The sequence below is a fragment of the Nitrosopumilus sp. K4 genome (assembly GCF_018128925.1).
GTDB lineage: Archaea > Thermoproteota > Nitrososphaeria > Nitrososphaerales > Nitrosopumilaceae > HKST03.
This window is the reverse complement of sequence record NZ_CP067007.1, coordinates 999,587-1,022,837: the sequence shown is the minus strand read 5'-3', so window position 1 is coordinate 1,022,837 and position 23,251 is coordinate 999,587. Positions and strand designations below refer to the sequence as shown.

Sequence of the window (23,251 nt, the reverse complement as noted above, 5' to 3'; positions counted from 1 at the left end):
AATAGTAATTTTTAATCTTTGAGAGTATGAACAAACAAGTGACACTGCCAGCAATTGCAGGACTAATTCTAGTATTTGCCTTTGCTGTAAATCTAACACTTGCAGAAAACCAAGCAGAAGCAGAGACTACTCCTTTTCCATCAAGGGAAAAAGTAATCTCTGTTACTGGTACTGCAACTGCATCTGTTGAGCCAGATTTGTTAGTGGTTACATTTGGAATGGAAACCCAAGAAAAGACTGCAAAAGAAGCATTAAGCAAAAACTCTGCTTCAATGAACTCTGTTGTTGATGCAATCACATCTCTTGGGATCTCCTCAGATGAACTTAGCACATCAAGACTCAGCATATATCCCGTCTATGACAACTACAGGGATCCACAAACTGAAAGATACACACAAGAACTTGTCGGATATCGTGTAACAAACACCCTCACTGTCGAAACTACTCAACTTGGCAAGGCTGCAGACATTATAGATAATGCTGTATCTTCTGGTGCAAACAGGGTTGACAATGTTGCATTTACACTGTCTCCGCAAAAGCAAATTGATGTAAAAGATGATCTTTTAGGAAAAGCAGTAATCAATGCAAAAAAGAAAGCCGAAAATGCACTTGCACCACTAAACCACAAAATCATTGGTGTAAAAGCAGTTACTCTTTCTGAGTTTGGCATGCCTCCACCAATTCCGATGTATGCCACTGCAATTGCTGAAGACGCATCATTCAAATCATCAACTCCTGTCTTTTCATCTGACCAAGACATCTCAACTACTGCAAGTGTAATCTTCTTGATTGGAAGCAACTAGCTTCTTTTTTATTTTTTTAATAGGAAATTGTCATACCAAAACTACTATGATAGAATCTGAAATGGTTGGTTTATGATTTGGGGATTTGAATTGTAACTGTAGTGGGGTTATTTTTTATAGAAATTGTGCCCTTATGCTGTTCAATTATGTTCTTGCATGATACAAGGCCTAATCCTGTACCCTCAAATTTTGTAGTGAACAGTGGATCAAAAATATGAGGCATTATATCTTCAGGAATTCCGGGACCTGAGTCAATAAATTCTAAAACTATGTTGTTGTTCTTTTCAAAAGAGTTTATGGTTATTTTGCCCTTGTTTCCTATTGACTGAATCGCATTTGTTAGCAGATTCATAAATACTGATTCCATTTTCACGGAATCGCATTTTATTGTAAAATCATTTCTGGGAATGTCAATTGTGATTCCCTCTGGTTTTTGAATTATGTTTACTGAATTTTTAATTAAATCATTTAATTTGTTTTCAGTTACTGTTAGTGGTTTATTTCTAACAAAATCTAACACATCATTAACTTGCCTATTGATTCTGAATAGAGACTGTGTTATGATTTTAAGCTGTTTTTGATCTTTCTCATCGAATTCATCCTTGTGCTTTTTCATGAATAATTCTATTGACAAATTAAGTGCAGTTAATGGATTTTTAATATCGTGGGCAATTCTAGCTGCTGTTTGTCCTATTGCAGACATTCTTTCAGATTTTATCAAAGACTTTCTTTGATTGTCTAATTCTTTTGCCATTTCGTTGATGTCTTTTGAGAGATCCTTTATTTCGTCACTACCTGTGCTGGGTAGTTCTTCAGAGAAATTACCTTTTGAAATACTTCTTGCAGCATTTCGAATTCTAAGTATTGAATCTGATATGGGTTTTGAAAATAAGACTGATGCAATAATGGCAAAAATTACGGTGATTGCTATGGCAAAATATGTTATGTTTCTTAGATTCTCTATTGGTAAGAGTGCTTCATCACGATCAATTTTTACAACAAGCCCCCAATCCACATCTTCAAAATACCTTGTAATGGCAAAGACTGGTTTTTCACGATAATCTATCGCATTGTCAAAAGTCTGTTCATTTTTTAACAATGCTTGTACTATTGGCATGTCTGTTCTGTCTTTGGACATTGTTTTCTTTAATGCTGCATCTGGTTCAAATCGTAGCGGCGTTATGAATAGGGCATCTCCATTTCTATCTTTTTTTGCAAGGACATATTCTCCTGTTTTGCCTAGCCCTGTGTTTTTATTTCCTAGCAAGACATCGCTTGCATCAAACTCCATTACTACCCCTCCTATTTTTTCTCCGGACTCGCTAAATAACTGAGATAACAATTGAACGTGTACAGTTGGACCTTTGTGATATTCTCTGTGTTTTAAGATGAGATGAATTTTTTTCGAGTCTATGGACTCCTCTGATAATGTTACATCGATAAGATTTTTTCCAATTACTGCTCTTTCTGTTGAGGACACAATCTTGTTTTCGTTGTTTGTAATGTATATTGCATCTAGATTGCTATTTGGTAATAATGCATCATCTATGATGAGATTCATGATGTCTGCATCTTTCTGATTTTCAAAATTGTTATGCGATTCTAGAGACGTTCTTAACAAAACTCTAGTTGAAAACATATCTAATGCAAGAAGGTGATTTTCTATTTCTGATTGAATTTGAGATTCTATGAGAATTGCTGAAGTGTTAAGTCTTTGAAATGTCTGGTCTATAATTTGTTTTTCTGTATTTTGGTAGTGAATTACGCTAAGGGTCAAAATTGGAATAAGTGCAACAATTAAAAATAATATTATTAATTTAATTCCTATTTTCATACTTTGGGAAAAAATTTATGATATAAAAGAACTGTCTGAACTTGTTCATTTCAATTGTAAAATTTTGTCCTAGTTTTTTGTGCATGAACAAACCTGCCCCCGAAGAATAGTGCAATTCCCGCCATTGCAGAAATGTGAAGAAAGGTTCCAAAATGTTCTAATGAATGATTGGTTATGTAATTGAAATCAAACAAAACATCAATTACCTCAGATACTATCAAAACCAATAAAATCTGAAATTGAAGGGCTTTGAACTAAAACATTAAGACCCTTTTGAGGACTGGTTGACTCGTAATACATAATTACTTTGTAACTGTTGAACTAGTATGGCAAAAAAATTTGCTTGTGGTGACGTCGTAGAAGGTTGTGGATGGTCCGCTACTGCAGACGATGAAAGTGGATTATTTAAAAAAATATCAGAACACGCTAAAAATGAGCATAACATGACAGACATTCCTGATGAAGTCATACAAAAAGTAAAATCAAAAATACAAGAAGTCTGACTCATACAAGTAGATAGATATTCCTAAAACCTACTAGTTTGATGTCTTGCGTCTAAAATGAAATTTGTTATATGAACTTGTTTTTGATCAAGATGTGTAATTGGACTTGAATCCAGATGTCTTCTAGTTAGAATATTTTTGCAACTCTGATTTTTCAAAATATTTTATGCTTGTATTAAAACAATCAGTATGATTTAATCTGATGATTTCTACGTATTCCTCTTAAGCATTTTTTCATATTCGTGTACAATGACAAAATTATTGCATGCCACAATTATTGCTTCTGTGATTGTGATGTCTGTTTTTAGCACTAACGCCTTTGCACAGCCAGATTTTAAGCAAATCAATGGTGATGAAATACAAAACAATCCTGTTGCACAAGACATTCTTGCAAAAATAGAATTATCAAAAAAACAATTCTTACAAGAAAAAGAGATTGAAAACAAGCGTAAAGTACAACAAAAACTCATTGATCAACAACGAATAACTGCACAAGAATCACTACGACAGGAAATACAGATAATGGAAAAAACCTATGAAGAGTTTACTCCCAGAAATGCATTTGCAAAATATGTTTCAAATCTTAACGCAACCAATCATGAAATATTTTGGGATCAGTTTGATTACATACAAGCAAAAATAATCATCGCAAGAGATGCACGGGATTCTGTTATTGCACAGGGAGGGACATTTTCTGATGCCATGAAACAATATGTCAAGTTTGCAAAGATGCCAAAAGTTGAAATGCAAAATATTGTACGGGAACTTAACATAAAGCATAATCTTGCACAAAAAGACATTCAATCACACTTTGATGTCAACGGAAAATTGCCCAGATTTGAAAATGATATTGAATCACCATGCTATGGGTGTGCTGCAAAAATATCAAAGGTGAAAACTGATTCAGGACAATCTGTTCCTATAACAAGAACTGTAATTGAACCAAAGCCTGCTCTAATAACTAATCTCAAAGACTCACTTTCTGAACTGCAAAAACAATTCTTGGAGTCTAGAAACATCATAGAGCAGAAAAAAATCCTATTTGAGATGAATGGAATAGTCAAACAAATTCAGAATCTCAAATAATTTTTTTTCATTTTTTGATTGGAACAAAAAATCCAACAACATTCTATCTGGTAATTTTCAAATTTGTCTGATATGTAATGTGTGTTCCTTTGATGTGCTAATTTTTTTATGAATTTAATCACCTGCCAATTCTTATATTTTAGATAAATTTTGGTGCACTGTTGAAAAAACGCATTACAATAAGTATTGATGAGAAAACTATTGAAAAACTAAGAAAAATTCAAGCAGAAACAATTCACAAAGAATCTCGTACTGTTTCGTTTTCTGAGGTTGTGTGCTCAGTTCTAGAAAAAGGTTTGATGTGCTAATGATGATTCATCCACCGAGTTAAAATACCTGAAACATTATTCTTGATTTGATTTATGACTACGTTTGTGATTGATAAAAAAATCAAGATTTTACTTGTTCTGCTAGGAGTGACGCTTGGAATCTCTTTGATGTCTTGGTCAGAGATTGCAATATTTGCAGATTCAGATGATGATGGCGTGAATGATTATCTTGATAACTGCCCGTCAAATGCAAACAGGGATCAAGCTGACTTTGATTTTGATAAGATAGGTGATGAATGTGATACTGATGATGATAATGACGGTGTGACTGATTCTCTTGACCAGTTTGACACGGATCCTACTGACTGGGCTGATTCTGATTCTGATTCTATTGGCGACAACAAGGACACTGATGATGATAATGACGGTGTGACTGATTCTCTTGACCAGTTTGACACGGATCCTTTCGAATGGGCAGACTTTGATTTTGATGGAGTGGGCTCCTCCAAAGATACTGATGATGATAATGACGGCATTTTAGATTCAGATGATACGTCTCCATTACCCACTTCGGAGCATTTAGCTATAAAATATCTCAAGGATATAGAAACCTGCGCTGAAATGAATGACGGCACATTACGTCTTGTTTGCTATTCGGAATTTTTTGGAACCATAACAAAGAATGAAAATAGCAATTCTGACGCATTGGAATTGTCTATTGCATTATCCAAAATTGGCACAATAGATGACTGTCATTTTGTGTCTCATGAGATTGGTCATGCATCATACGAAGAGACTAAGGATGTGACGAAAAGTCTGCATGGAATGGATGGCACGATGTGCAGAGGCGGATATTTTCATGGTGTCCTGTCCTCCTATTTCCATAATATTGAGGAATTGGGAAAGTCCTTTCCAGATTCATATCAAACAATATGCAATGATTTGATAGGCTCTTCAAACTATCAAGACTGCGTGCATGGTTTGGGACATGGCTTTGTTCATTATTTTGGAGATGATCTTGATTCGTCACTGGAATCCTGTCATGATCTGTCTTTTTACCAGAACATCTTGTGTGTAAAAGGTGTCATGATGCAATACACTGACAATGTACTCACAAGAGATGGAATATCTGAAAATGTAATTTCTAATATCTGTGATGAGAATCAATTGAGGGGAAATGATTATGTAGAATGCAACATGTCTACGGGAACGACACTGGCATTTTTTGCAAACCATGATTTTGAAAAAGGAAAAGAACTGTGTACTCTGATTGAAGATGAAGATGCAAGAAACTATTGTGTTGAAGGGTTGAGGTTGGAGATCCAGGATTCTGAAAGATACGAATCATCTCCTCTTACAGAAGATGTCAGAGAAAAATTCCAACCCCAATTCATTGAGGGCATTTCTAAAACAATTGACATTAGAAGTCCTGCACTTGTTTCTGACTTTCAATTTGTTCCTGAGATTGAGCTGATTTCATTTACTGTTGACAGACCTCAGTATGTGATATTGTACATTCCAAATGATCTTGTAGGATCAAAAATGGCAGTTATGGTCAATGGTCAGAGCCCTAGTCAGTTGGATGCAAAAAATAATGTGTTGGGAGAAGATATTGTAATGATAAAATTTGTTCCAAATGAACAAGGACTGGTTTTGATTACTCCTCTAGCCCAATAATGAAGTAATAAAATCGAGAATCTTATCGAAGATATTTTCCATGACGGATATTGCAAAATTTGTATTTAGCTTAGTTTTACCTCTAAAATTCGACTATGTGCTAATGTCAAAGTCCTGACAAATCTGATTTCTATTGTGTATTTTTATCCTCAAAATGGTCGTTGTGTTTCTGTGTATTCTCGCTTCTAATGGGCTAAAATAAAGTCTTGACTGGTTTTGCCGCTAGTTGTCTCCTTCCATTTTTGTTTTAGACTTAATGGGATTGCTTAGGATCATAAACCAAATGTGTGATACTGGGGTATACGCAACGACTTTACGTCTGACTTTCTGAAATCCAGTGAAATTATCTTTCTACAATTATTCTAATTTCATAATTGAGAATTATCACAGTCATTAAGTAATATTTTTCAAAAATCTAAAATAATGAATCCGTTTTTTATTCTAGTTTTACTCTTTGCTTTTGTTGGTTTGTTACTTCCTCCTGTAGTATATGCTCAGGAATGGAAAGACAGATGGATGGATTTTAAATCCTCTGAATGCAATTATTCACTTGATGGGCAGAATTGGGAGTTTGAAGATGGATATGGGACACGAGGATCAATTTGGGATAATCCTTCTGGGTTTTCATGGTTGCATCCAAATGAAATACAATTGTTAATGATTGCATGCAAATCACACCATGCATTTGAAACTGAAATTGGAATTGCATATGCAGATCAACTGATCACTTTCCTCATTTACAAGGATGACTCCTTGGCAAGCTATGTGTTTTCAGAACTAGAAAAGGGGATTCCAATTTCAGGTGTTCTTTATGGTGGAAAAGATCAAGAATATCTTAAAAAAGTTATAGACCACAATAATCTTAAAAAATATTTTGCAGAACCTAGATGGATTGACGATGATTTTGGAAAACTAGACTATACTCTGATTGGCAAAAAACAGTCTGCAATCACTGAAAAAACCAACAATGTTTTGATGATTTCAAGCATTGATGTTTACTTGACAACAGAATACAACGAAGGTGCAAGACCGCAACCCAATGATGCCTATCTTTCACCCCCTGGCGTGAATATTGACAAACTGCATGAAGTTTCAAAAAAAATCCTAAACACAAGGATTGATGATTTTGAAGAAATACCAGAAGAAGAATTTGATACTAGGGCGGATATTGCATTAGATGCTGAGGGCACATGCATCGATATGGAACAAGCAAAACCTGTTGGTCAGTTTGTTGGGGTTTTTGGCGAAGTGTATGTAAAGCCACTTGGCTGCAATTACTGGAAACCTGCTGTCAAAGGGTTATTGTTTCATGAAGGCTCTGAAATTCTGACTGTGGACAAAAGCAGAGCAAGAGTAGAATTTGATGATCACCTTTCTCAAAGAATACAGCATGATAAAGAATCCTTTTCTCCTTATGTGTACTCGGGTAATGGAGCAGGACCTACAACTATCAACATATCTCCAAACACACAATTTGTTGTAGAAGATTACATCACACAATTAACAGATGGGGAACCAGAACAACAAGGAGTAATTGATATCATACGTGGAAAGATTAGGGCATTTGCCAAGGGCTGGGGGCAAAATTCTATGTTTAGCATAAAGGGAGGAGTCGGGATTTGTTGGATCAGAGGCTCTGAAGTAATAGTTTCACATGATCCTGATACAGGTAGTTTTGAGGCAATGGTAAAAGAGGGACTGATGGAGGTACAAAATACACAGTCAGAAAAAACATTTGTTTTAACTGACAATCAAATGGTGTCTGGCAACCGTGATAACTTTGTCAAAAGTGTTCTGTCTGACCAAAAATGGAATACCGCAATGACATCTTCAGGATTAGATGATGATGTGTTTGGAACACCCATATCAGAATCTCATGAGAAAAAAGTTGAACAGAGCAAAAAATCAAAAAACATCCCTGATTGGATCAGAAACAACGCAAAATGGTGGGCAGATGGTTCCATTGATGATAACTCCTTTGTCCAGGGATTGCAGTTCTTGATCAAAGAAGGAATCATGAAGATTCCGCCTACGACACAAGGTGCAGGTTCTGGCTCTAATGAAATTCCTGCATGGATTAAGAACAACGCAAAATGGTGGGCAGATGGTTCCATTGATGATAACTCTTTTGTCCAAGGAATTCAGTTCATGGTAAAAGAAGGGATAATCAAAATCAATTAGTTTTATTTTTCACTGCTGGAGTATGGTGTCCTTAAAGTGATCTATTTGTTTAGTTAAACGCACTTCACCTTATGCAATCTTGCAGATTAAATGGAGCGTTTTGTAACATGGGAAAAATCACAAGGGGGTTGAAAAAATTACCTCTCCAATAATTGACGGTTATACGTTGTATCTACATTACATTGTATCTCACAATTTGTAAGAAACCATGGAAATTGGTGCAAAATCTAATGATGTGCTATGTGACTTTCTTTAATGCTCTATCTCGCTTACATATGGCACAATATTCTTCATTTGAATTTTTACTAATGGGAGTTAAACAGTCGTGACAATATTTCATATCTTTTAACAGGTAAGCGCATTATATTAAGAACTATCAGAAACTCTTTAACTGTTGACGTCACGCCACTTTTGATGTGGTATTGCTAAATTTACTGTGATATCTAATTTTTAGTTGTTTTTGTACATGCTCTAAAATTTTCCAAGACACCGTTATTCCAATCAATTACTGAGTGCAAAATCTTCTCCTCTAACTATCTCAGTTTGCAATACCGCATCGGGTTTTATAAGATAAGTTCACCACTACATTATTTTGAGATATTTGATCGAAAATGAATTATCCTACTTCACTGATACTTGTATCTGTAAACGCGGTAAATCTTCTCATTCTCGTCTGAATGATGCTGTAAAGGATAATCCAATTCATCTGTCATGTCTAAGAAAAAGTCTTGCATGTATGGATCTAGTTTATTGTATATGTCTTGGCCCACTATGATCTGGTTTGGTTTTGCCAAATTTTGAATCTTTGATGCCACATTCATTGTAGGTCCGAGTAAATCCACGTATGCCTTTTGTTCATCGGCACCATATCTTACTACTGAATTCTTCCCAAAATCAATGCCGATTTTTACGCTAATCTCTGAAAGACCCGCTTTTTCAATTAATATTGGGTTGATTCCTTGTTTTACAACCTTTATCATGGATTCTGCACAAGCAACTGCGTTGTATGCTGCCGGTATTTGGGTTGTCTCGTTTTCTACAAAATATCCTATAACTGCATCACCGACAAATTTTAGGACATATCCATGAAACTGTTCGATCACATATGACATTTCCTGGGAAAATGAGCTTAGTATTAACGATAGTTTGTCTGATGGCAATGTCATACTCATTTTTGTAGAGCCCACAATATCCACATAAAGTACTGCCATGTTAATTTGCCCAAATACGTTTTTTCTTAGAAATTTTTCAGATGAGTCAATAACTCGTACATACTCATATCCTTTTTCTAATGCATTATTGACTCTGGTCTGCACATTTTCTAACAATATGGCAGAATCAACCGTATTTTCTGAACTCTTGCTCAAAAGCATGTCTATTATGTTTGGATTTTGTTCTTTGCTTGGTTTAGAACTCATTAATTTTATAGTGTGTGACTAGTATATACGCCATAATCTACCTGTTTTGTTTTTGTAAAAGAAATTAATGCTGAAATATGAAATTAATGAGTTTGTTTATCTATGATAGAATGCATCTATACATATGGTAAGAGGAAAGATGACTCAAGAAGATGTAGAAGAACAGAAAAAAGAGCAGAAATTAAGAACCGATGGTTCAAGAGCAGATAGAAGAAGTGGAAAATCCATCAAGAAAGAAGGTAAAGTTAACAAAGCAAAGGCAAAAACAAGAACGCCTAGATCACAGAAGAAATCAGCAACAGTACGAAAATCACGCTACTAACAGACTCCTTAATAGTAACATAGACGTATATAACATAGTGATTATTTTGAATAATTTAGTTTGTATTTTCAATCTGAATACAATACAAAAAATTTTATGCATTTCTGTATTGCTTGTTACAGTATTTTCAATTACAAATTTTGATATATTTGCAGAAGAATTAGTCATTCCAAAAGCTGAATTGAGTCTTGGTGCAAATCATCTTGGTTCTATGATAACAACACAGACAGTTTCTGACGATGGCTCTGTCTGGATATTTGTTACAGCAACAGAACCCGTAGAACGTGAACATATGACAATTAATGTAAGATTTACTGATAAAAATGGTCAAGAGTTAACTGATGTAAATTATGACATTATGGCATCTCAAAACGGACAAGTCATTTTGGACAAAACTATGGTAAATCAACAAATTGGCATTGGCGACCACCTTACTCAAGCATTGCCAAGTAATGATAATGTGAGTATCGATATTACATTACATGGAATTGGAGATGATTCCTTTGCATCATCTAATGGAGAATCTATTGAGATTAATGTGGTTCCAGAATTTGGAGCGATTGCCAGTATTGTTTTGGCAATATCGATTTTGAGCATAATAATTATCAGTGCAAAAAAGAACTCTGTGTTTAAACCACTTATTCCTAGTTAAAAAGGAAAAACATGTCTAACTTGAAAACAGTTCTTGTTTTAATTCCGATTATGGCATTGTTGATAGGGAGTTTCAGTTCATATTCTTCGGCAGAATCCGTTCCGTCTTGGATAAAAAACACTGCCCTGTGGTTTGGAGAGGGTAATGTATCTGAACAAGAATTTCTTAATGCTATAAAATTCCTAATTGAGAACAACATAATTACAATAGATAAAATAAAAGACAAAGTCGTTGCAGATCCTGTGATCTTAACATCTGATGAATCATTTAATGATCCAAGAATTGCTCAATGCAATATTTTGTATTCTTCATACACTTCTCTAGATTATTACCAATTCCAAGAACAGTATTCCTACATAAATTATCTTTATGACTGTGTGGAACTATACAATGACAAGGTTTGGAACTATAGGGGAGAAGATAGGGAAGAAAGAGTTTACGAAAAATTCATTGAAATACACACACAAAATCTTGCATCTCCTTCTAGAGTTCCAGTAGATCCTTACACTGAAATTCGTTCAACAGAACAACTTGGCACTGAAACATACATGGTACAATTTGATATTTGTGCAGGTGATGTGCTTTTGGATAAAATCAAAGTGTTGGTAAAATCAGATGTGGAGACAATTCTTGTGGTAACTGACAAAGACTTTTTGCCAAATTCTTGTCGAAATTATGAAACAAGGATTTACTCAACACATTTAGATCATATAGAAATTGAAATAATTGAAAAAATTTTAATGCATGATGAATAAATCTATGTTCTTTCAGGCATATCTTTCAAAGATTGAATTATCTCATCAATTATGGGTTCTACCTTTACATTAGATTCAGCAGAAATCAACACAAGATAATTGCTCACGGGAATTGTGATTATCTTTATGTTTTTTCTTTTTGAAATTATGTAATCCAATGGTCCCAAGGAGTCATCAAGATCATTTTTCATGAATAGTTCTAACGCATGCTCCATACAGATCTTGTATTGGTCTATTTTTGCAATTGGCACTACTCCTTTTTTGTAATCTCCTGCAACAAGATTACCCATATTGTCTATGATTCCCACAAATCTGATTTCTGGAAAACTCAGAATGTACTTGCTTGTAGATTCCCAATATGGCATATTTTCAAACTTGAATTTTGACATCACATTACCTAGTTCTTCTTGGATATATACTAGATAAGACCTAGTAATACATGGATACAAATACCAACAAACGTGATAATTCAAATGATGCATCTGAATATGTGCAACAAGAAAAAATTGACTCCATAATAGAATATGGACAAAACAAGATCAAACAAATACTCAAAAGAGTTTTAGAAAATGAGGTAAAACTAGAATCAATGGAATCACATTCTGATTATGAATACAAAGATTTACTCAAAGAATTCAACGAGGCAGAAAAAGATCATAAAAAGGATCTAAATCTTTTTGTTGATTTGCTTTGCAATTACAAAATTATTGCAAAGTGATCAAGAAACAAGTCTACTCTACTAACCTCGTTATGATGACAATGGAATCCTTTGAAGGAACAACATAAAACTGATCTATATGAAGACATGATCTAGAATATATCCTATGTATGTGTATTCTATAATATGACAAAAATAAAGAATAAGAAAATACATCAGACAAACAAGAATAATAAAACAAAACCCGAGAATTTGATGAAAAAGGAGTATCTAGAATCATACAATGAGTTAAAAAAAGATATCGAGACTAGTCAACAACCATGAAAAAATATCTCAATTTCATCAAAATACATTTTGGTGTTTCATCTAAATGACACTTGTAAATGGTATCTGGTATGACAATGAACTGAACTACAAATACGAAAAACACGTGTTTGTAATATTGCCAAACAGTCATTCAATGATATGATGAAATGATAAATAGACAATATGGTTTAAAACATTTTTTTAAAATACAAGTCCCAATCCTGCTACCACTACAATAGTTTTGAAGGTTTTTCCTGTGATCATAAAAATAACAAACTTGGCAAGGTTCATTTTCTTCACTCCTGCAGAAATCAAAATAAAATCTCCGATAATTGGAATCCAAGACGAAAAAAACACTGCTCCCCACCCGAATTTATCCAGCATCTTGCTGTCTTTGTTTTTATGTTCTGTCTTTTTTTCATCTTTGTTTTTGACTTTTACAAACAATATTTTTCCACCAAATCCAATAAAGTAATTTAACACCCCTCCAATAGATGATCCTAAAATTAACGCAATGCCAACTAGAATTTGGCTTTCTCCGCCCAGAAGTAAGGCTGAAGTTAAAATTTCAGTTGGTAATGGTATTGCAGTAGAAGACAAAAAAGAATTTAGAAATAATCCGATTATTCCATAATCCTGAAAAACATCGTTAGAAAAAATATTTTGGATTTGTGTATGAATTTCCATATTGTTCTAGTCCACAGATGTTACTTTACTTTTCTCATGATGATTTCTGTTTCTACATTATTGTGTCAAACGTTGATGAAGTTCATTGTTTGTGTTTTCTTTATCTTTTGAAGTACCAGTACGGATAAACTTGTGACATCTGGTACACTCATACATGCCAGCATATCCGGCCATCTTTACTTTTGCATCATGCGGACAAGTGTCCTGAGTCATTGTATTGTATGCCAAAACTTACCTATACCGATCCCAGTGACAGTCACAGTTACAACCATTCTGACAGTTCATTCTCTTGCAATCTGAACATGTCTTTTCTCCCCAAGAAACAGTAGTGCGCATGATGTTATTGACGCTTTCATCCTAATTAACCCCTCATTTACAGAAACAATATAGGCAAAATTGACGTATGGTAAAACGTCGTAGTGGTGTGAGTTTGCATATCTGTAAAGAAGGACTGAATTAACTACTCAGCTACGCACTGGTTGGAACATTGTGAAAATTTCTGTCTTTATTAGGCAGATAAGCCCTATTTAATCATGTTAAAAAGACTAATTTTAAAACTGAAAGGAAAACAAAAAGAGACATCAAACTACGTAAACACCCTCAAAGAAATCAAGGAGAAGAAAAATTCTGAAGTATAATTGCAAAAACTGCAAGTTTCATTGGGAAGGGTGGATGGACACTTTTGCGGCAGTTTTGATTCATGAAAAAACGCATTTGACAAATAAACATAATCTGATTGGGGTGACAACATAATGGTCACATTAAATGATTTAAGGACATGTGAAAATTGTGGCAATGTATTTTCAAAACAGATTTTAGATACGAAAGTAAATCGATGCCCTGCATGCAATGTGTGGAAAAAGGAAGACACGAAATGAAATTAAGTGCGTATGATTATCTTAAGAGCATTTTTCATCGATTCCTTCACCACAACATACAAAAGAAACATCATTGGTGGAAAGAACAATGATGCAGTCACAAATGACTTGCATTTGTGACCATTCTTCAATTAGATTATTGTAAAATTAACTAATCTAAAGGCAGTCTTCTAAACTTTTCAGCTTGTCTATCAAGTATTAACTCACGTACATTTATCAGTTCTTTATCAGAAATGGATTTTCTTCTAAGACTTGAAATTGTATTTTCAAATATTTCTATTTTCTCTTCTTTTGTAATCATGTTGTAATGTGCAGTTCATCGTACTTAAGGTGCATAAACTTCTAGATTCCAATGCGATCATTATGATGTTGCTCCTGTTACATTTTCTGTATGGGTTTTCTCATGAATCAAAACTTTCTCAAAAACATCGATGTTTCCCCCAGAAAAATTTGTGGTTTTTGCACCGTGTATATCCCCCTAAAGTGTATGCTTCCATCGGGTTTTGTCAAATTGGTTCAAGACTCAGCACTTTTGTTTATAAAGAAAATTAGATTTTTACAAATTATGCCATTTAGAGTCATGATCTAATTTGATTTTAGTTTTTGAATTGTATGTGATAATTTAGTTGTTAATGTTTTCATCATAAACATTGGAAGAGTTTATGAATGCATTTCATGGAAATATCTTGATTTTACTTGCCAATTCAAAACAAAATGCTAAAGCAATTCATGAAAGACTTTGTATTAGAACTAGTCAAGAAATACCCTGGTGAAATTATCTCCTTTGTACTATTTGGCTCTGCTACCACTGGGGAATGGATACGCGGAAAATCAGACATTGACTGTATTGTGATAATCAAGAACAGAAAACTATGCCGAGAAATTGAAGACTATCTGACTAGTCTTTTACTTTCTCTTGATGCAAAATATGATTTGAAACTGTCTGATACTTGCACATCCTACAAAAAAACTGATAACCCCGCATTGAATCTAATTTTCAAGACTGAAAACAAGATGATGTTTGGTCAGCCATTTTATGTGGTGGCTCAAGACCAACTAGACTTGAAAAAATTCAAGATTACAAAAGATCTCAAAGTAGAGATTGGAACAAGAACTATTGCATCTATTGGATTATTCTTGCAGAGAATCAAAAACACCGGAGTCATTTTGTATGGTAAAGATATCAGAAAAGAAATTCCAAAATCGGTTCCAACAATTGAGAAGATAAAGGCGTCATTTAATGCAATGTTGTTATTGATGATGAGTTTTGTAATATTTCCATACAGTCCAAAGTCTGCATTCTCTCATGCAGTAAAGGCAAATTTTTGGGCATGTGATGATGTACTTTTTGCATTAGACAAGCCGTTGTCCACTACAAAACAAGAGGTAAAGGAAATCTGCTCTATTTTTGGCAAATCTGAAATTGATTCGGATCATCTAATCCAATCATTGGAATACAAGAAAACTAAAGATGACATAAAAATGAAGAAAGGATTTGTTTTTGGGTATATGTTAAAGAGCACAAAATTTGTTTATGGATTATATGCTGTAACTTTAAGAAAACTATTCCAACGGTAAGAGTATGTATAATCAACATGACTCTCAACTTTTGTTTAACATTCTATGAATACTAAGCAATGTTCCAAGAATCTTTGAGCGTTTTGCTTGGGGATTTAAACCAGATGTGTAATGCTCCCATCGGGATTTGAACCCGAGTCACAGCCTTGAGAGGGCTGTATGCTTAACCGGACTACACTATGGGAGCTTGTTGAAAAACAATTTCAATCTCAATTTAAAGGAAATGTTTTGTCAATACATCGATTGGTAAAAATTAGTAAGTTAGATCCTTTATACAAAATTCAAACTACGTTATTTTCATGGACTGGAAAAAAGTTATCCTGCAAGAGGGATTGGCAGACTTTCCAGTTGGTTTGGGCGGTTGCCGAGTAACTGACACTAGTTTTGATTTATGCGATTATGACATATCTGTTTTTGATGACAAAACAGAATCTGACAAAATTGTAACTTTTGATGATAAACTTGTTCACATACATCATAGTTCACTAAAAGAGACAAAATCTGAGATTTTAGTTCAATATGATCAAATGAAAATACTTCAAGATGATTCTTGGGAATTGCGTATGTTCTTGTCAAAAATTCAAGAGAAAAGAGATGCGCTTTTCAAAGATTTTGCAAAAAATTGCCTAATTGAATCTCTTTTTTGTTGCAAGAAAACAACTGATGGTCTGGACTCGTCACATGTTTTTGCGTCTTGTTGGCAAAAATGTGCATCTTACTACCTGGCTGATGCAATATGCGCTTTGAATAAGAAAAAGCCTTCACCATCTCACATGCTTGATTTGATGAGAAAGTTTGAAAAAAACTCTATCAACAAAGAAATTTCTGTTGTAAATGAGGCAATAGGAATTGAGCGTGCAACACCTGTATTGTTGGAAAGAATGCTAAAGTCTACAATAGGGTTTTCAGAACAAATTGAAAAAAATAACCATTTTGAGGAAATCCAACAAAAACATGACTTTTTTGTAAATAACTCTATGATGTCTGATTGCTACTTTTACTTAGGATACATCAACAAGACAAATTTTGTTCGGTTAAAAAACCATGTTGAAAAGCAACCCGAACTTATTCATATCTTAAAGATCGCATTTGATTTGGAGGTTGATTCTGAATTAATACGACAACATTCAGGAAATACCCAAAAAGCATGTCGCCAAATTCTTGAAAATGTTTTTCAAGCGTAATTTTCCAAAACCCTGTACTAACCTTTTAAAATAAGTTAATTCCTTGCTATGGTATGTCCGACGCAGCATGTGGATGCGCAGCACAAGCCGAAAACGGCACTGAATGTGACTGTGCTATGCAAGGAGAATGTTACTGTGACGCTACTTGTGATTGTAAACTAGATGTTTGCAAAAACGCAGAACATTAAAGAAAAACAACTTTTTCTTTTCTTTTTTAATTTTATTCGTCTTCTTCCTCTTCGAGTCCCCAAGACTTTACTAGTTCTTTTTGAAATTTGTCTGCTTGTTTTTCATCTAATGCAAAACCGCAGTTTTTGTGCGTTGGGACTACAACCATTCCGTCTAACTTGAATTCCACTTCATACAAGTGAACTTTGGAACATTCGCACATGTCTGAAATTTCTCTAATTTTCCTCTATATTTGCTTATTTGAATAACCTTTAACTATCCGTTGCGTTCATTTTTTTTAAATTGAAGGCAGCATCTATGGCCATTCCATTAATTGCAGTTTTGATCTTCGGATCGTTTTCTATGCCATTAGCATCTGCTCAATTCCAAGCAGGTGGAGTTGACAAAGAAGGATCTTGGTATGCAGGTGAGGGCCTTAAACAAGGTGATTTTTTCCGATATTCTATGTGTCATGTTGATTACAAAGAATGCGCAACATTTGAGATGGATTTTTGGATTAAAGGCGACAGACAAGTTGGAACTGAAGATAAATGGGTTGCAGAAGTAGTTGTCTATGATGGTAACAAAGTAGTTCACGGTGAAATTGAATTAGGTAAAGTTGCACCAGAACCAACAGGTGGCTCTACCGAACTTGGTGTCTATCGAGGTGCATTCAAATCCTCAATTGCATGGCTTTCTGCTTTTGCAACATCATATGGAGCTGAAGGCGGTGAAGGTCCAAAAAAATGGACTGCAAAATCTTGGGGAAAGATTGGAAACATTGGCGGTGAACAGGTTATTCCGACAGCACTTGAAACAATTACTATAAAATCCGGAACGTGGGATACCGTGCTAATTACATGGAAGACTGGTGGATATTCAAGTAAAGTTTGGCTCGTAGATGATTTCCCATTCCCAATTAAAGCCTCAACATTAACGCATGTGTCTGAAGGAATTCCTCCACCTGAATACAAATTTGAATTATTAGAGTACAAAGAAAATGTTTCATCAAGTCCATTTGAAGGAATTGTTTCAACTGCTGACAAGGCAGCAGCTATGGGATGTCCTGTGAACTATGAGAAAACACAAAGCATCAAAAAACATACCAAAAACTTTTCTTATCAAATACATGCATTTTATGGTCCTGAAAATCCACAACAAGGATGCTCAATGCAATGGCTCATCAAATTCATCAGCATATATGACGATACAGAATTTTTGAATCAAGTACAGTATGACTTTTTGCGTGTAGATGAAAACCTAAAACCATTAAGATCAATTGCACAAGATGAAGGCAGACAATTCCTCTATTCCCCATCTGGGCAATCTTTGATTGATATGGTTGTAGATGCAGAACCAGGAACTGCAAGATATGTTGTATGGGTCTATGGCTTGGCACCTGAGGGAGTCGTTCCATCAACACCTGATGACTATCTGATTATCGAAGTGCCCATTTTTGCTGGTGAGGGAAGTACGACAATCCCTCCTGTAATTACCCCTCCTGCTCAAAACATTCCTGCATGGATTAAGAATAATGCAGGTTGGTGGGCAGAAGGTGCAATTGATGATAACTCCTTTGTCCAAGGAATTCAGTTCTTGATCAAAGAAGGAATCATGAAGATTCCACCTACGACACAAGGCGCAGGTTCTGGCTCTAATGAAATTCCTGCATGGATTAAGAATAATGCAGGTTGGTGGGCAGAAGGTGCAATTGATGATAACTCCTTTGTTCAGGGAATTCAGTTCTTGATCAAAGAAGGAATCATGAAGATTTCTTCTTAGTATGTACATTCAAATTGTTATCTTTCATTAAACACTCAGTTGATTTGATATGGTAGGCTTGTTTACTTATCCAAAAAGGAAACTCAAGAAACTCATCAAAGAAGGTGAGTATGTTGAAGCTCTAGAATATGGCAAAAGCCTAGAATCAAAATTTACTGATGACCATGATTTCATGTTTATCATGGGTAGCATCTATTATATCTTGGAAGATGGAAAAAAGGCAATTCCGTATTTTGAGCGGGTACTTGAACTTGACAAAAATGATGTTGAGACCTTGGTCCTAAAAACAAATGCTCATCTTCAAGTACAGCAAAAAGAAGATGCAATAAAATGCTGCAAGAAAATTTTGGAATTAGAACCTGAAAATTATGAGGCCCATGGATTGCTTGAAAAGCTAGAAAACGCCTAAATTATTTCCGTTTTACTAAATAGACCTCATCCATTAACCAATCACAAAACTTTGTTACTTTTTCATCAAACACTGTCCAAATGTGCAATGAATGTGGCAAGATGTCGATCTTCCATCCTTCATCAAAAACCCTGACTCCCTCTTTATTTTCATACATGTATGCATCTTCTGTTTTGACATCTCCTAAAATCTCATATGCTTTTTCCTTGATGATGTTTCTATCCATTGGAAATTTTTTTCTCTCATAATCTATGATCAGACTGAGGTCTCGTTTTCCATACATGTCATATTCTTCAATTCTTCCCTCTTTGGGAAAGTTTACTACAAGTTTGATGTTGTATTTTTTTCCAACCTCTTTTCCGATCTCTACGATTCTTGTGTATCCCATTGCAGGGTTTTTCTTTAGCAGATACACGATCTGAGCCAAATTTGCTTTGAGTTCTTTTTGTAAATCTCCTATTAATTCAGAAAATATCATGACTGTACTGTGCCCATTCCTATTATATTCATTAATTTTGTAACAGGATTGGTTTTTTAGATGTAACCTCTAATGGCTCATAATGGCACTTCCAATGGATTATGATGGTCTTAGAACTGATGATGCATCTGAAAGAACAGACAACGTAGATGACTACAAACGAACTTGTATGGACTTTATCGAAGATATTTCTCATGATTATGAAGCATGGGTTGATTACTACAAACTCCCTGAAGACGAAGACAAAAAACGCCGTGCAGGAATTCAAGCTACAATAGAAAGAACAAATGAATGGATTGCAAAAGTAGCTCAATCAATCCAAGCAGTTGATGTAGTGATGAATGATGGAATCCAGAAGATGGCTGAATCGACTGCTGGAAAACCATTTCCAATTGGCGTGTTTGTTAATGGGCTGTCTAGCTACACAAAAGCAAAACCTGGAATAATTGAAATAAATGTAAAAGCAAATGGTAGGGAAAACAGAAAGACAAAACTTGGTTTTCATTTTAAAGATGACCGATTTAGGGTAGAATCTACATGTGGGGCTTATCTTGATGAAACAAATCTTCCAACAGGGGAATTTGATTTGATGGATATCAATCTAAAACTGCATGCTGAAAACGCCAAGCAACGTGACGTGATTTCATTTACCATAACCGTTGTTGAAACTGAAAACGGTGCAGAATTTGATAAACGAGGTCTTACAACAATCATTCATCTAATGTAACTTCAATTGTGACTCTTTTTTCTTTGGCTCTTTGTTCACCTGGGTATTTTAATTCTGAAATTTTCTTTGACAACTCTTCATCTTTGACTTCCTTTGCATTTCCAATGTGTTTTGTGCCTTTGTACTCTATAATGACTTCTGGATTTGCAACTGCGTTTTTGAACCAATCCCCATCTGGTCTGTGTCTTGAAAAATAGATTTTTTCATTGTACTTTACTGCCCGAAGCATAACTGAATGGGGATTTCCCGTTTTTCTACCCTTTGTTGTGAGGATGGGTCTGAATAAATCCTCATCAATTGTCATGCTCAGTCTTGTTGCTGTCAAGTAATTTAACCCCATTGCTAGAAAATTCTGATATTTGGTATGATAAGCAAATCTGTCAATAACGCACCATGTCCGTAAAACTAGAAGGAATGCCTACAAACATTACCACTGCTGATTCTTTTACTGGAAAAAAAGTAATTGACCGGGAAGGAATCGAATATGGTAAGGTAAAACACATTCACATAAACCAAGAGACACTTCTTGTTTCAGGTGTTACGATCCATCAGGGATTTAACAAAGACTATTTCCTTGCTGAGGACTATATTGACAAATTTACTGAAGAAACCCTGCTTCTTAGCAGACCTCCTGTAAGAACTGGAATTCCAGTAGTTGATATTGACCGACACAAAATTGGCAAGGTAAAACGTATCCATAGAAACCCTGACACAAATGAACTAGAGTCAATTGAGATCAGTGATGGATTGATGCATTCTAAAATTCTCTCAAAATCTGAAATTTGGGGAATTGGAGAAAAAGTAATTCTTGGCATGACTAAAGAAGAATACAAAAAACTAGAATAGTTTTTTTCAATTTATTTTTCATTTTAGTATGTTTCTAGTCTTTTTTGCTACATTGATTACAGACTGGAATGCCGTCTTGGACTGTAATTTCTACATTTGATGAATGACATTTCTGACAAAGTCCTTTCATACGAAAATTCTGGTTTTACACTTTAAATTTTTTTTTGAGGTTTTTGCTGCCAAACGCTTAGCAATTTATAATTGAGTAAAGCGATCAAAGTGTTGAATTCTATAGATGTCAAATCCCTTTTGAAATCTTTTGGAACAGTTACTGCAGTTGATGACATTTCTTTTTCAGTAGAGAGCGGGGAGATCTTTGGATTTTTGGGACCAAATGGCGCTGGAAAAAGTACTACTATGATGATACTTACCACTTTACTCAAACCCACTTCTGGACAAGCTCTTGTATCTGGATATGACGTTGTAACTCAAGCAAAACAAGTTCGCCAAAGTATAGGCTATGTACAACAGGAAACTGCAGTTGATGAATATCTTACGGGAAGGGAAAATCTTATCTTGCAAGCAAGACTGAATCACATTCCGAAAGATCAAATCAACAGAAGAATTGATGATGTGCTTGAACTCATTGAACTGACAGACAAACAAAACGATCCTGTTGTGACGTACTCTGGAGGGATGAGAAAAAGACTAGATATTGCAGGTGGATTGTTACACCATCCAAAGGTTTTGTTCTTAGATGAGCCTACAGTTGGATTGGATATTCAAACCAGGCGTAAAATTTGGGAATATATCAAAAAAATCCACACTGAATTTGAGATGACAATATTTCTAACAACTCACTATATGGAAGAAGCTGATCAATTGTGTGATAGAATCGGTATCATTGACTATGGGAGAATTCAGGTGATTGATTCTCCACAAAACATGAAAAGCGCAATGGGAAACGAAGTAATTACTTTGTCTGTTGATGCAAATGAATCTGGAGATCTGTTTCTTTCAGAGATTGAAAAAATTGAAACCATTAATAAAATTAACAAGGACCATGACAAGCTTGTCTTGTTTGCATCAAAGGGAACAGAGGTTATTCCCAAGATTTTTGAGATATCTTCTTCTCTTAATGTAAAAGTAAATTCTATTTCTTTAACACAACCTACACTTGATGATGTCTTTATCTCGTACACTGGACATGAAATTCGAGATGATGATTCGGGATTTAACAGAAGACGTGAACACGCAAAGATGAAGAGGTTGCGAGCATGAACACTTTGATTTCTGATACATATACTATTTTTTGGCGAGAGCTAAAACGATACAAAAAATCACGTAGCGGTGTTTTGATAAGATTGATTCAACCTGCAATATGGATTATTGTAATTGGAAATACTTTTGCAGGAACTCAACCCTTGATACAGGCAGTTGGGTTTGAAGGACAATACATTGAATTTATGGCACCTGGTGTCATAATACTGACTGCAATATTTACAAGCATTTTTGGTGGCGTCAATACTTTGTGGGATAGGCGTTATGGTTTTATGAACAAAGCGCTAACATCGCCAATATCCCGCTCATCTATTGCGTTGGGAAAGATGCTTGCAATTTCATTAATTGCTGCACTTCAGGCTAGTCTAATTTTGGGAATTGCACTTGCAATTGGTGTTACATTTCCCAACCCGATAATGATTGCACCTATTATGGCAATTGTAATTTTGTTTTCATTGGGATTTTCTGGAATCTCTGTTATGGTTGCAGCTACTGCCAAGTCCCAAGAGACATTCTGGGGAATCATTAATTTTCTTGGAATGCCACTTTTCATGTTAAGCCCTGCCCTGTTCCCATTGGAGTTGCTTCCTGACTGGCTTGCGTCTATTGCAAAACTAAATCCTGTAACCTACACTGTTTTGCTTGTAAGGGGAATGATGACTGGGGTTACCGAAGGTGGCATATCTTCTCTTTTGAGCATTGCAGTGATCTGCGTATTTGTTCTTGTAATGGTTGGACTTGCAAGCTATGTCTTTACGCGTGAAGTAAACAAGCCTTTTTAACATTTTTTTGACAAAAACTGCAACATTTGCTAACTTTGGAGGACTTT

At 35.0% G+C, this 23,251-nt stretch carries 28 protein-coding genes and 1 tRNA gene; 19 read left to right on the top strand and 10 right to left on the bottom strand.

Going from position 1 to position 23,251, the window contains the following annotated elements; all coding sequences use genetic code 11:
- Positions 1-26: 26 nt before the first annotated feature.
- Positions 27-803: an SIMPL domain-containing protein gene (locus NsoK4_RS06155; protein WP_211686158.1), complete on the top strand. Its 777-nt coding sequence runs from the start codon at positions 27-29 to the stop codon at positions 801-803.
- 70 nt (positions 804-873) lie between these two features.
- On the opposite strand, the gene NsoK4_RS06150 is transcribed toward NsoK4_RS06155, so the two are convergent.
- The gene (locus NsoK4_RS06150) at positions 874-2,637 is read right to left on the bottom strand and encodes an ATP-binding protein (RefSeq protein ID WP_211686156.1); all 1,764 of its coding nucleotides are present in this window, start codon (positions 2,635-2,637) and stop codon (positions 874-876) included.
- A gap of 326 nt (positions 2,638-2,963) precedes the next feature.
- Here NsoK4_RS06150 and NsoK4_RS06145 point away from each other — a divergent pair, with 326 nt between their 5' ends.
- The 5 genes from NsoK4_RS06145 (at position 2,964) to NsoK4_RS10035 (ending at position 8,353) form a co-directional block, all read left to right on the top strand.
- On the top strand, positions 2,964-3,140 hold the full coding sequence (locus NsoK4_RS06145; protein WP_211686154.1) for a DUF1059 domain-containing protein: 177 nt from the start codon (positions 2,964-2,966) through the stop codon (positions 3,138-3,140).
- A 249-nt stretch (positions 3,141-3,389) separates the two neighbouring features.
- A complete protein-coding gene (locus NsoK4_RS06140) occupies positions 3,390-4,226 on the top strand; it encodes a hypothetical protein (RefSeq protein WP_249111017.1) in 837 nt (278 codons plus the stop codon).
- A gap of 161 nt (positions 4,227-4,387) precedes the next feature.
- Positions 4,388-4,534 carry a hypothetical protein gene (locus NsoK4_RS06135; RefSeq protein WP_211689071.1) on the top strand — a complete coding sequence of 49 codons (147 nt, stop codon included), beginning with the start codon at positions 4,388-4,390 and terminating at the stop codon, positions 4,532-4,534.
- Positions 4,535-4,588: 54 nt separating this feature from the next.
- Entirely contained in the window at positions 4,589-6,172 is a 1,584-nt protein-coding gene (locus tag NsoK4_RS06130; protein WP_211686152.1) for a thrombospondin type 3 repeat-containing protein, read from the top strand.
- A gap of 423 nt (positions 6,173-6,595) precedes the next feature.
- On the top strand, positions 6,596-8,353 hold the full coding sequence (locus NsoK4_RS10035; protein WP_249111016.1) for a hypothetical protein: 1,758 nt from the start codon (positions 6,596-6,598) through the stop codon (positions 8,351-8,353).
- Positions 8,354-8,979: 626 nt separating this feature from the next.
- On the opposite strand, the gene NsoK4_RS06120 is transcribed toward NsoK4_RS10035, so the two are convergent.
- The gene (locus NsoK4_RS06120) at positions 8,980-9,771 is read right to left on the bottom strand and encodes an adenylate/guanylate cyclase domain-containing protein (protein WP_211686150.1); all 792 of its coding nucleotides are present in this window, start codon (positions 9,769-9,771) and stop codon (positions 8,980-8,982) included.
- A 139-nt stretch (positions 9,772-9,910) separates the two neighbouring features.
- Here NsoK4_RS06120 and NsoK4_RS06115 point away from each other — a divergent pair, with 139 nt between their 5' ends.
- From NsoK4_RS06115 to NsoK4_RS06105, 3 genes are read left to right on the top strand one after another with little or no spacing between them, the layout of a single operon-like run.
- Complete coding sequence (locus NsoK4_RS06115; RefSeq protein ID WP_249111015.1) at positions 9,911-10,093, top strand: hypothetical protein; 183 nt, start codon at positions 9,911-9,913, stop codon at positions 10,091-10,093.
- A 46-nt stretch (positions 10,094-10,139) separates the two neighbouring features.
- Positions 10,140-10,745 carry a PEFG-CTERM sorting domain-containing protein gene (locus NsoK4_RS06110; RefSeq protein WP_249111014.1) on the top strand — a complete coding sequence of 202 codons (606 nt, stop codon included), beginning with the start codon at positions 10,140-10,142 and terminating at the stop codon, positions 10,743-10,745.
- Between the two features lie 20 nt (positions 10,746-10,765).
- Entirely contained in the window at positions 10,766-11,500 is a 735-nt protein-coding gene (locus tag NsoK4_RS06105; RefSeq protein ID WP_211686148.1) for a plastocyanin, read from the top strand.
- Between the two features lie 2 nt (positions 11,501-11,502).
- Here NsoK4_RS06105 and NsoK4_RS06100 read toward each other — a convergent pair whose 3' ends face one another.
- The gene (locus NsoK4_RS06100) at positions 11,503-11,889 is read right to left on the bottom strand and encodes a DUF6659 family protein (protein WP_211686146.1); all 387 of its coding nucleotides are present in this window, start codon (positions 11,887-11,889) and stop codon (positions 11,503-11,505) included.
- Between the two features lie 50 nt (positions 11,890-11,939).
- On the opposite strand from NsoK4_RS06100, the gene NsoK4_RS06095 reads away from it, so the two are divergent.
- Positions 11,940-12,218 carry a hypothetical protein gene (locus NsoK4_RS06095; RefSeq protein ID WP_249111013.1) on the top strand — a complete coding sequence of 93 codons (279 nt, stop codon included), beginning with the start codon at positions 11,940-11,942 and terminating at the stop codon, positions 12,216-12,218.
- A gap of 447 nt (positions 12,219-12,665) precedes the next feature.
- Here the strand turns inward: NsoK4_RS06095 and NsoK4_RS06090 are convergent, their stop codons facing one another.
- From NsoK4_RS06090 to NsoK4_RS06080, 3 genes are all read right to left on the bottom strand, one after another.
- Positions 12,666-13,151: a YqaA family protein gene (locus NsoK4_RS06090; RefSeq protein ID WP_211686144.1), complete on the bottom strand. Its 486-nt coding sequence runs from the start codon at positions 13,149-13,151 to the stop codon at positions 12,666-12,668.
- A 57-nt stretch (positions 13,152-13,208) separates the two neighbouring features.
- Entirely contained in the window at positions 13,209-13,379 is a 171-nt protein-coding gene (locus NsoK4_RS06085) for a hypothetical protein (protein WP_211689069.1), read from the bottom strand.
- Positions 13,380-14,180: 801 nt separating this feature from the next.
- Entirely contained in the window at positions 14,181-14,330 is a 150-nt protein-coding gene (locus NsoK4_RS06080) for a hypothetical protein (RefSeq protein ID WP_211686142.1), read from the bottom strand.
- A 395-nt stretch (positions 14,331-14,725) separates the two neighbouring features.
- Between NsoK4_RS06080 and NsoK4_RS06075 the strand changes: the two genes are divergently transcribed.
- On the top strand, positions 14,726-15,607 hold the full coding sequence (locus tag NsoK4_RS06075) for a nucleotidyltransferase domain-containing protein (RefSeq protein ID WP_249111012.1): 882 nt from the start codon (positions 14,726-14,728) through the stop codon (positions 15,605-15,607).
- A gap of 112 nt (positions 15,608-15,719) precedes the next feature.
- Here NsoK4_RS06075 and NsoK4_RS06070 read toward each other — a convergent pair.
- Positions 15,720-15,794: transfer RNA gene (locus tag NsoK4_RS06070), tRNA-Glu, on the bottom strand.
- Between the two features lie 112 nt (positions 15,795-15,906).
- On the opposite strand from NsoK4_RS06070, the gene NsoK4_RS06065 reads away from it, so the two are divergent.
- Positions 15,907-16,791 carry a hypothetical protein gene (locus NsoK4_RS06065; RefSeq protein WP_211686140.1) on the top strand — a complete coding sequence of 295 codons (885 nt, stop codon included), beginning with the start codon at positions 15,907-15,909 and terminating at the stop codon, positions 16,789-16,791.
- Positions 16,792-16,844: 53 nt separating this feature from the next.
- Positions 16,845-16,979, top strand: a complete 135-nt coding sequence (locus NsoK4_RS10135) for a hypothetical protein (RefSeq protein ID WP_256438670.1) — start codon at positions 16,845-16,847, stop codon at positions 16,977-16,979.
- 32 nt (positions 16,980-17,011) lie between these two features.
- Here NsoK4_RS10135 and NsoK4_RS06060 read toward each other — a convergent pair whose 3' ends face one another.
- Positions 17,012-17,182, bottom strand: coding sequence for a hypothetical protein (locus NsoK4_RS06060; RefSeq protein ID WP_211686138.1), 171 nt, complete (start codon positions 17,180-17,182; stop codon positions 17,012-17,014).
- 95 nt (positions 17,183-17,277) lie between these two features.
- Between NsoK4_RS06060 and NsoK4_RS06055 the strand changes: the two genes are divergently transcribed.
- Together NsoK4_RS06055 and NsoK4_RS06050 are read left to right on the top strand one after the other, a co-directional pair.
- On the top strand, positions 17,278-18,741 hold the full coding sequence (locus tag NsoK4_RS06055) for a peptidase (protein ID WP_211688967.1): 1,464 nt from the start codon (positions 17,278-17,280) through the stop codon (positions 18,739-18,741).
- Positions 18,742-18,790: 49 nt separating this feature from the next.
- Positions 18,791-19,150 (top strand): lipopolysaccharide assembly protein LapB, encoded by a 360-nt coding sequence (locus NsoK4_RS06050; RefSeq protein WP_211686136.1) that lies wholly within the window; start codon positions 18,791-18,793, stop codon positions 19,148-19,150.
- 1 nt (position 19,151) lies between these two features.
- Here NsoK4_RS06050 and NsoK4_RS06045 read toward each other — a convergent pair whose 3' ends face one another.
- Positions 19,152-19,628 carry a hypothetical protein gene (locus NsoK4_RS06045; protein WP_211686134.1) on the bottom strand — a complete coding sequence of 159 codons (477 nt, stop codon included), beginning with the start codon at positions 19,626-19,628 and terminating at the stop codon, positions 19,152-19,154.
- Positions 19,629-19,710: 82 nt separating this feature from the next.
- Here NsoK4_RS06045 and NsoK4_RS06040 point away from each other — a divergent pair, with 82 nt between their 5' ends.
- Positions 19,711-20,355 carry a hypothetical protein gene (locus NsoK4_RS06040; protein ID WP_211686131.1) on the top strand — a complete coding sequence of 215 codons (645 nt, stop codon included), beginning with the start codon at positions 19,711-19,713 and terminating at the stop codon, positions 20,353-20,355.
- On the opposite strand, the gene NsoK4_RS06035 is transcribed toward NsoK4_RS06040, so the two are convergent.
- Positions 20,339-20,680 carry a nitroreductase/quinone reductase family protein gene (locus NsoK4_RS06035; protein WP_249111011.1) on the bottom strand — a complete coding sequence of 114 codons (342 nt, stop codon included), beginning with the start codon at positions 20,678-20,680 and terminating at the stop codon, positions 20,339-20,341. The two genes, NsoK4_RS06040 and NsoK4_RS06035, sit on opposite strands and share 17 nt — an antisense overlap.
- A 68-nt stretch (positions 20,681-20,748) precedes the next feature.
- Between NsoK4_RS06035 and NsoK4_RS06030 the strand changes: the two genes are divergently transcribed.
- The 3 genes from NsoK4_RS06030 to NsoK4_RS06020 all read left to right on the top strand — a co-directional run bounded on the left by NsoK4_RS06030 (position 20,749) and on the right by NsoK4_RS06020 (position 23,204).
- Positions 20,749-21,201, top strand: a complete 453-nt coding sequence (locus NsoK4_RS06030) for a hypothetical protein (RefSeq protein WP_211686129.1) — start codon at positions 20,749-20,751, stop codon at positions 21,199-21,201.
- A gap of 219 nt (positions 21,202-21,420) precedes the next feature.
- Entirely contained in the window at positions 21,421-22,422 is a 1,002-nt protein-coding gene (locus NsoK4_RS06025) for an ATP-binding cassette domain-containing protein (protein ID WP_249111192.1), read from the top strand.
- Complete coding sequence (locus tag NsoK4_RS06020) at positions 22,419-23,204, top strand: ABC transporter permease (protein WP_211686125.1); 786 nt, start codon at positions 22,419-22,421, stop codon at positions 23,202-23,204. Before NsoK4_RS06025 ends, NsoK4_RS06020 begins: the two co-directional genes overlap by 4 nt.
- The last annotated feature ends 47 nt before the right edge of the window (positions 23,205-23,251 follow it).

Bases quoted from the DNA above. Each gene is read 5' to 3' on its own strand.
- NsoK4_RS06155 (WP_211686158.1), top strand. From the start codon at position 27: ATGAACAAACAAGTGACACTGCCAGCAATTGCAGGACTAATTCTAGTA.
- NsoK4_RS06150 (WP_211686156.1), bottom strand. From the start codon at position 2,637: ATGAAAATAGGAATTAAATTAATAATATTATTTTTAATTGTTGCACTT.
- NsoK4_RS06145 (WP_211686154.1), top strand. From the start codon at position 2,964: ATGGCAAAAAAATTTGCTTGTGGTGACGTCGTAGAAGGTTGTGGATGG.
- NsoK4_RS06140 (WP_249111017.1), top strand. From the start codon at position 3,390: ATGACAAAATTATTGCATGCCACAATTATTGCTTCTGTGATTGTGATG.
- NsoK4_RS06130 (WP_211686152.1), top strand. From the start codon at position 4,589: ATGACTACGTTTGTGATTGATAAAAAAATCAAGATTTTACTTGTTCTG.
- NsoK4_RS10035 (WP_249111016.1), top strand. From the start codon at position 6,596: ATGAATCCGTTTTTTATTCTAGTTTTACTCTTTGCTTTTGTTGGTTTG.
- NsoK4_RS06120 (WP_211686150.1), bottom strand. From the start codon at position 9,771: ATGAGTTCTAAACCAAGCAAAGAACAAAATCCAAACATAATAGACATG.
- NsoK4_RS06115 (WP_249111015.1), top strand. From the start codon at position 9,911: ATGACTCAAGAAGATGTAGAAGAACAGAAAAAAGAGCAGAAATTAAGA.
- NsoK4_RS06100 (WP_211686146.1), bottom strand. From the start codon at position 11,889: ATGTCAAAATTCAAGTTTGAAAATATGCCATATTGGGAATCTACAAGC.
- NsoK4_RS06095 (WP_249111013.1), top strand. From the start codon at position 11,940: ATGGATACAAATACCAACAAACGTGATAATTCAAATGATGCATCTGAA.
- NsoK4_RS06090 (WP_211686144.1), bottom strand. From the start codon at position 13,151: ATGGAAATTCATACACAAATCCAAAATATTTTTTCTAACGATGTTTTT.
- NsoK4_RS06080 (WP_211686142.1), bottom strand. From the start codon at position 14,330: ATGATTACAAAAGAAGAGAAAATAGAAATATTTGAAAATACAATTTCA.
- NsoK4_RS06065 (WP_211686140.1), top strand. From the start codon at position 15,907: ATGGACTGGAAAAAAGTTATCCTGCAAGAGGGATTGGCAGACTTTCCA.
- NsoK4_RS10135 (WP_256438670.1), top strand. From the start codon at position 16,845: ATGTCCGACGCAGCATGTGGATGCGCAGCACAAGCCGAAAACGGCACT.
- NsoK4_RS06060 (WP_211686138.1), bottom strand. From the start codon at position 17,182: ATGTGCGAATGTTCCAAAGTTCACTTGTATGAAGTGGAATTCAAGTTA.
- NsoK4_RS06055 (WP_211688967.1), top strand. From the start codon at position 17,278: ATGGCCATTCCATTAATTGCAGTTTTGATCTTCGGATCGTTTTCTATG.
- NsoK4_RS06050 (WP_211686136.1), top strand. From the start codon at position 18,791: ATGGTAGGCTTGTTTACTTATCCAAAAAGGAAACTCAAGAAACTCATC.
- NsoK4_RS06045 (WP_211686134.1), bottom strand. From the start codon at position 19,628: ATGATATTTTCTGAATTAATAGGAGATTTACAAAAAGAACTCAAAGCA.
- NsoK4_RS06040 (WP_211686131.1), top strand. From the start codon at position 19,711: ATGGCACTTCCAATGGATTATGATGGTCTTAGAACTGATGATGCATCT.
- NsoK4_RS06030 (WP_211686129.1), top strand. From the start codon at position 20,749: ATGTCCGTAAAACTAGAAGGAATGCCTACAAACATTACCACTGCTGAT.
- NsoK4_RS06020 (WP_211686125.1), top strand. From the start codon at position 22,419: ATGAACACTTTGATTTCTGATACATATACTATTTTTTGGCGAGAGCTA.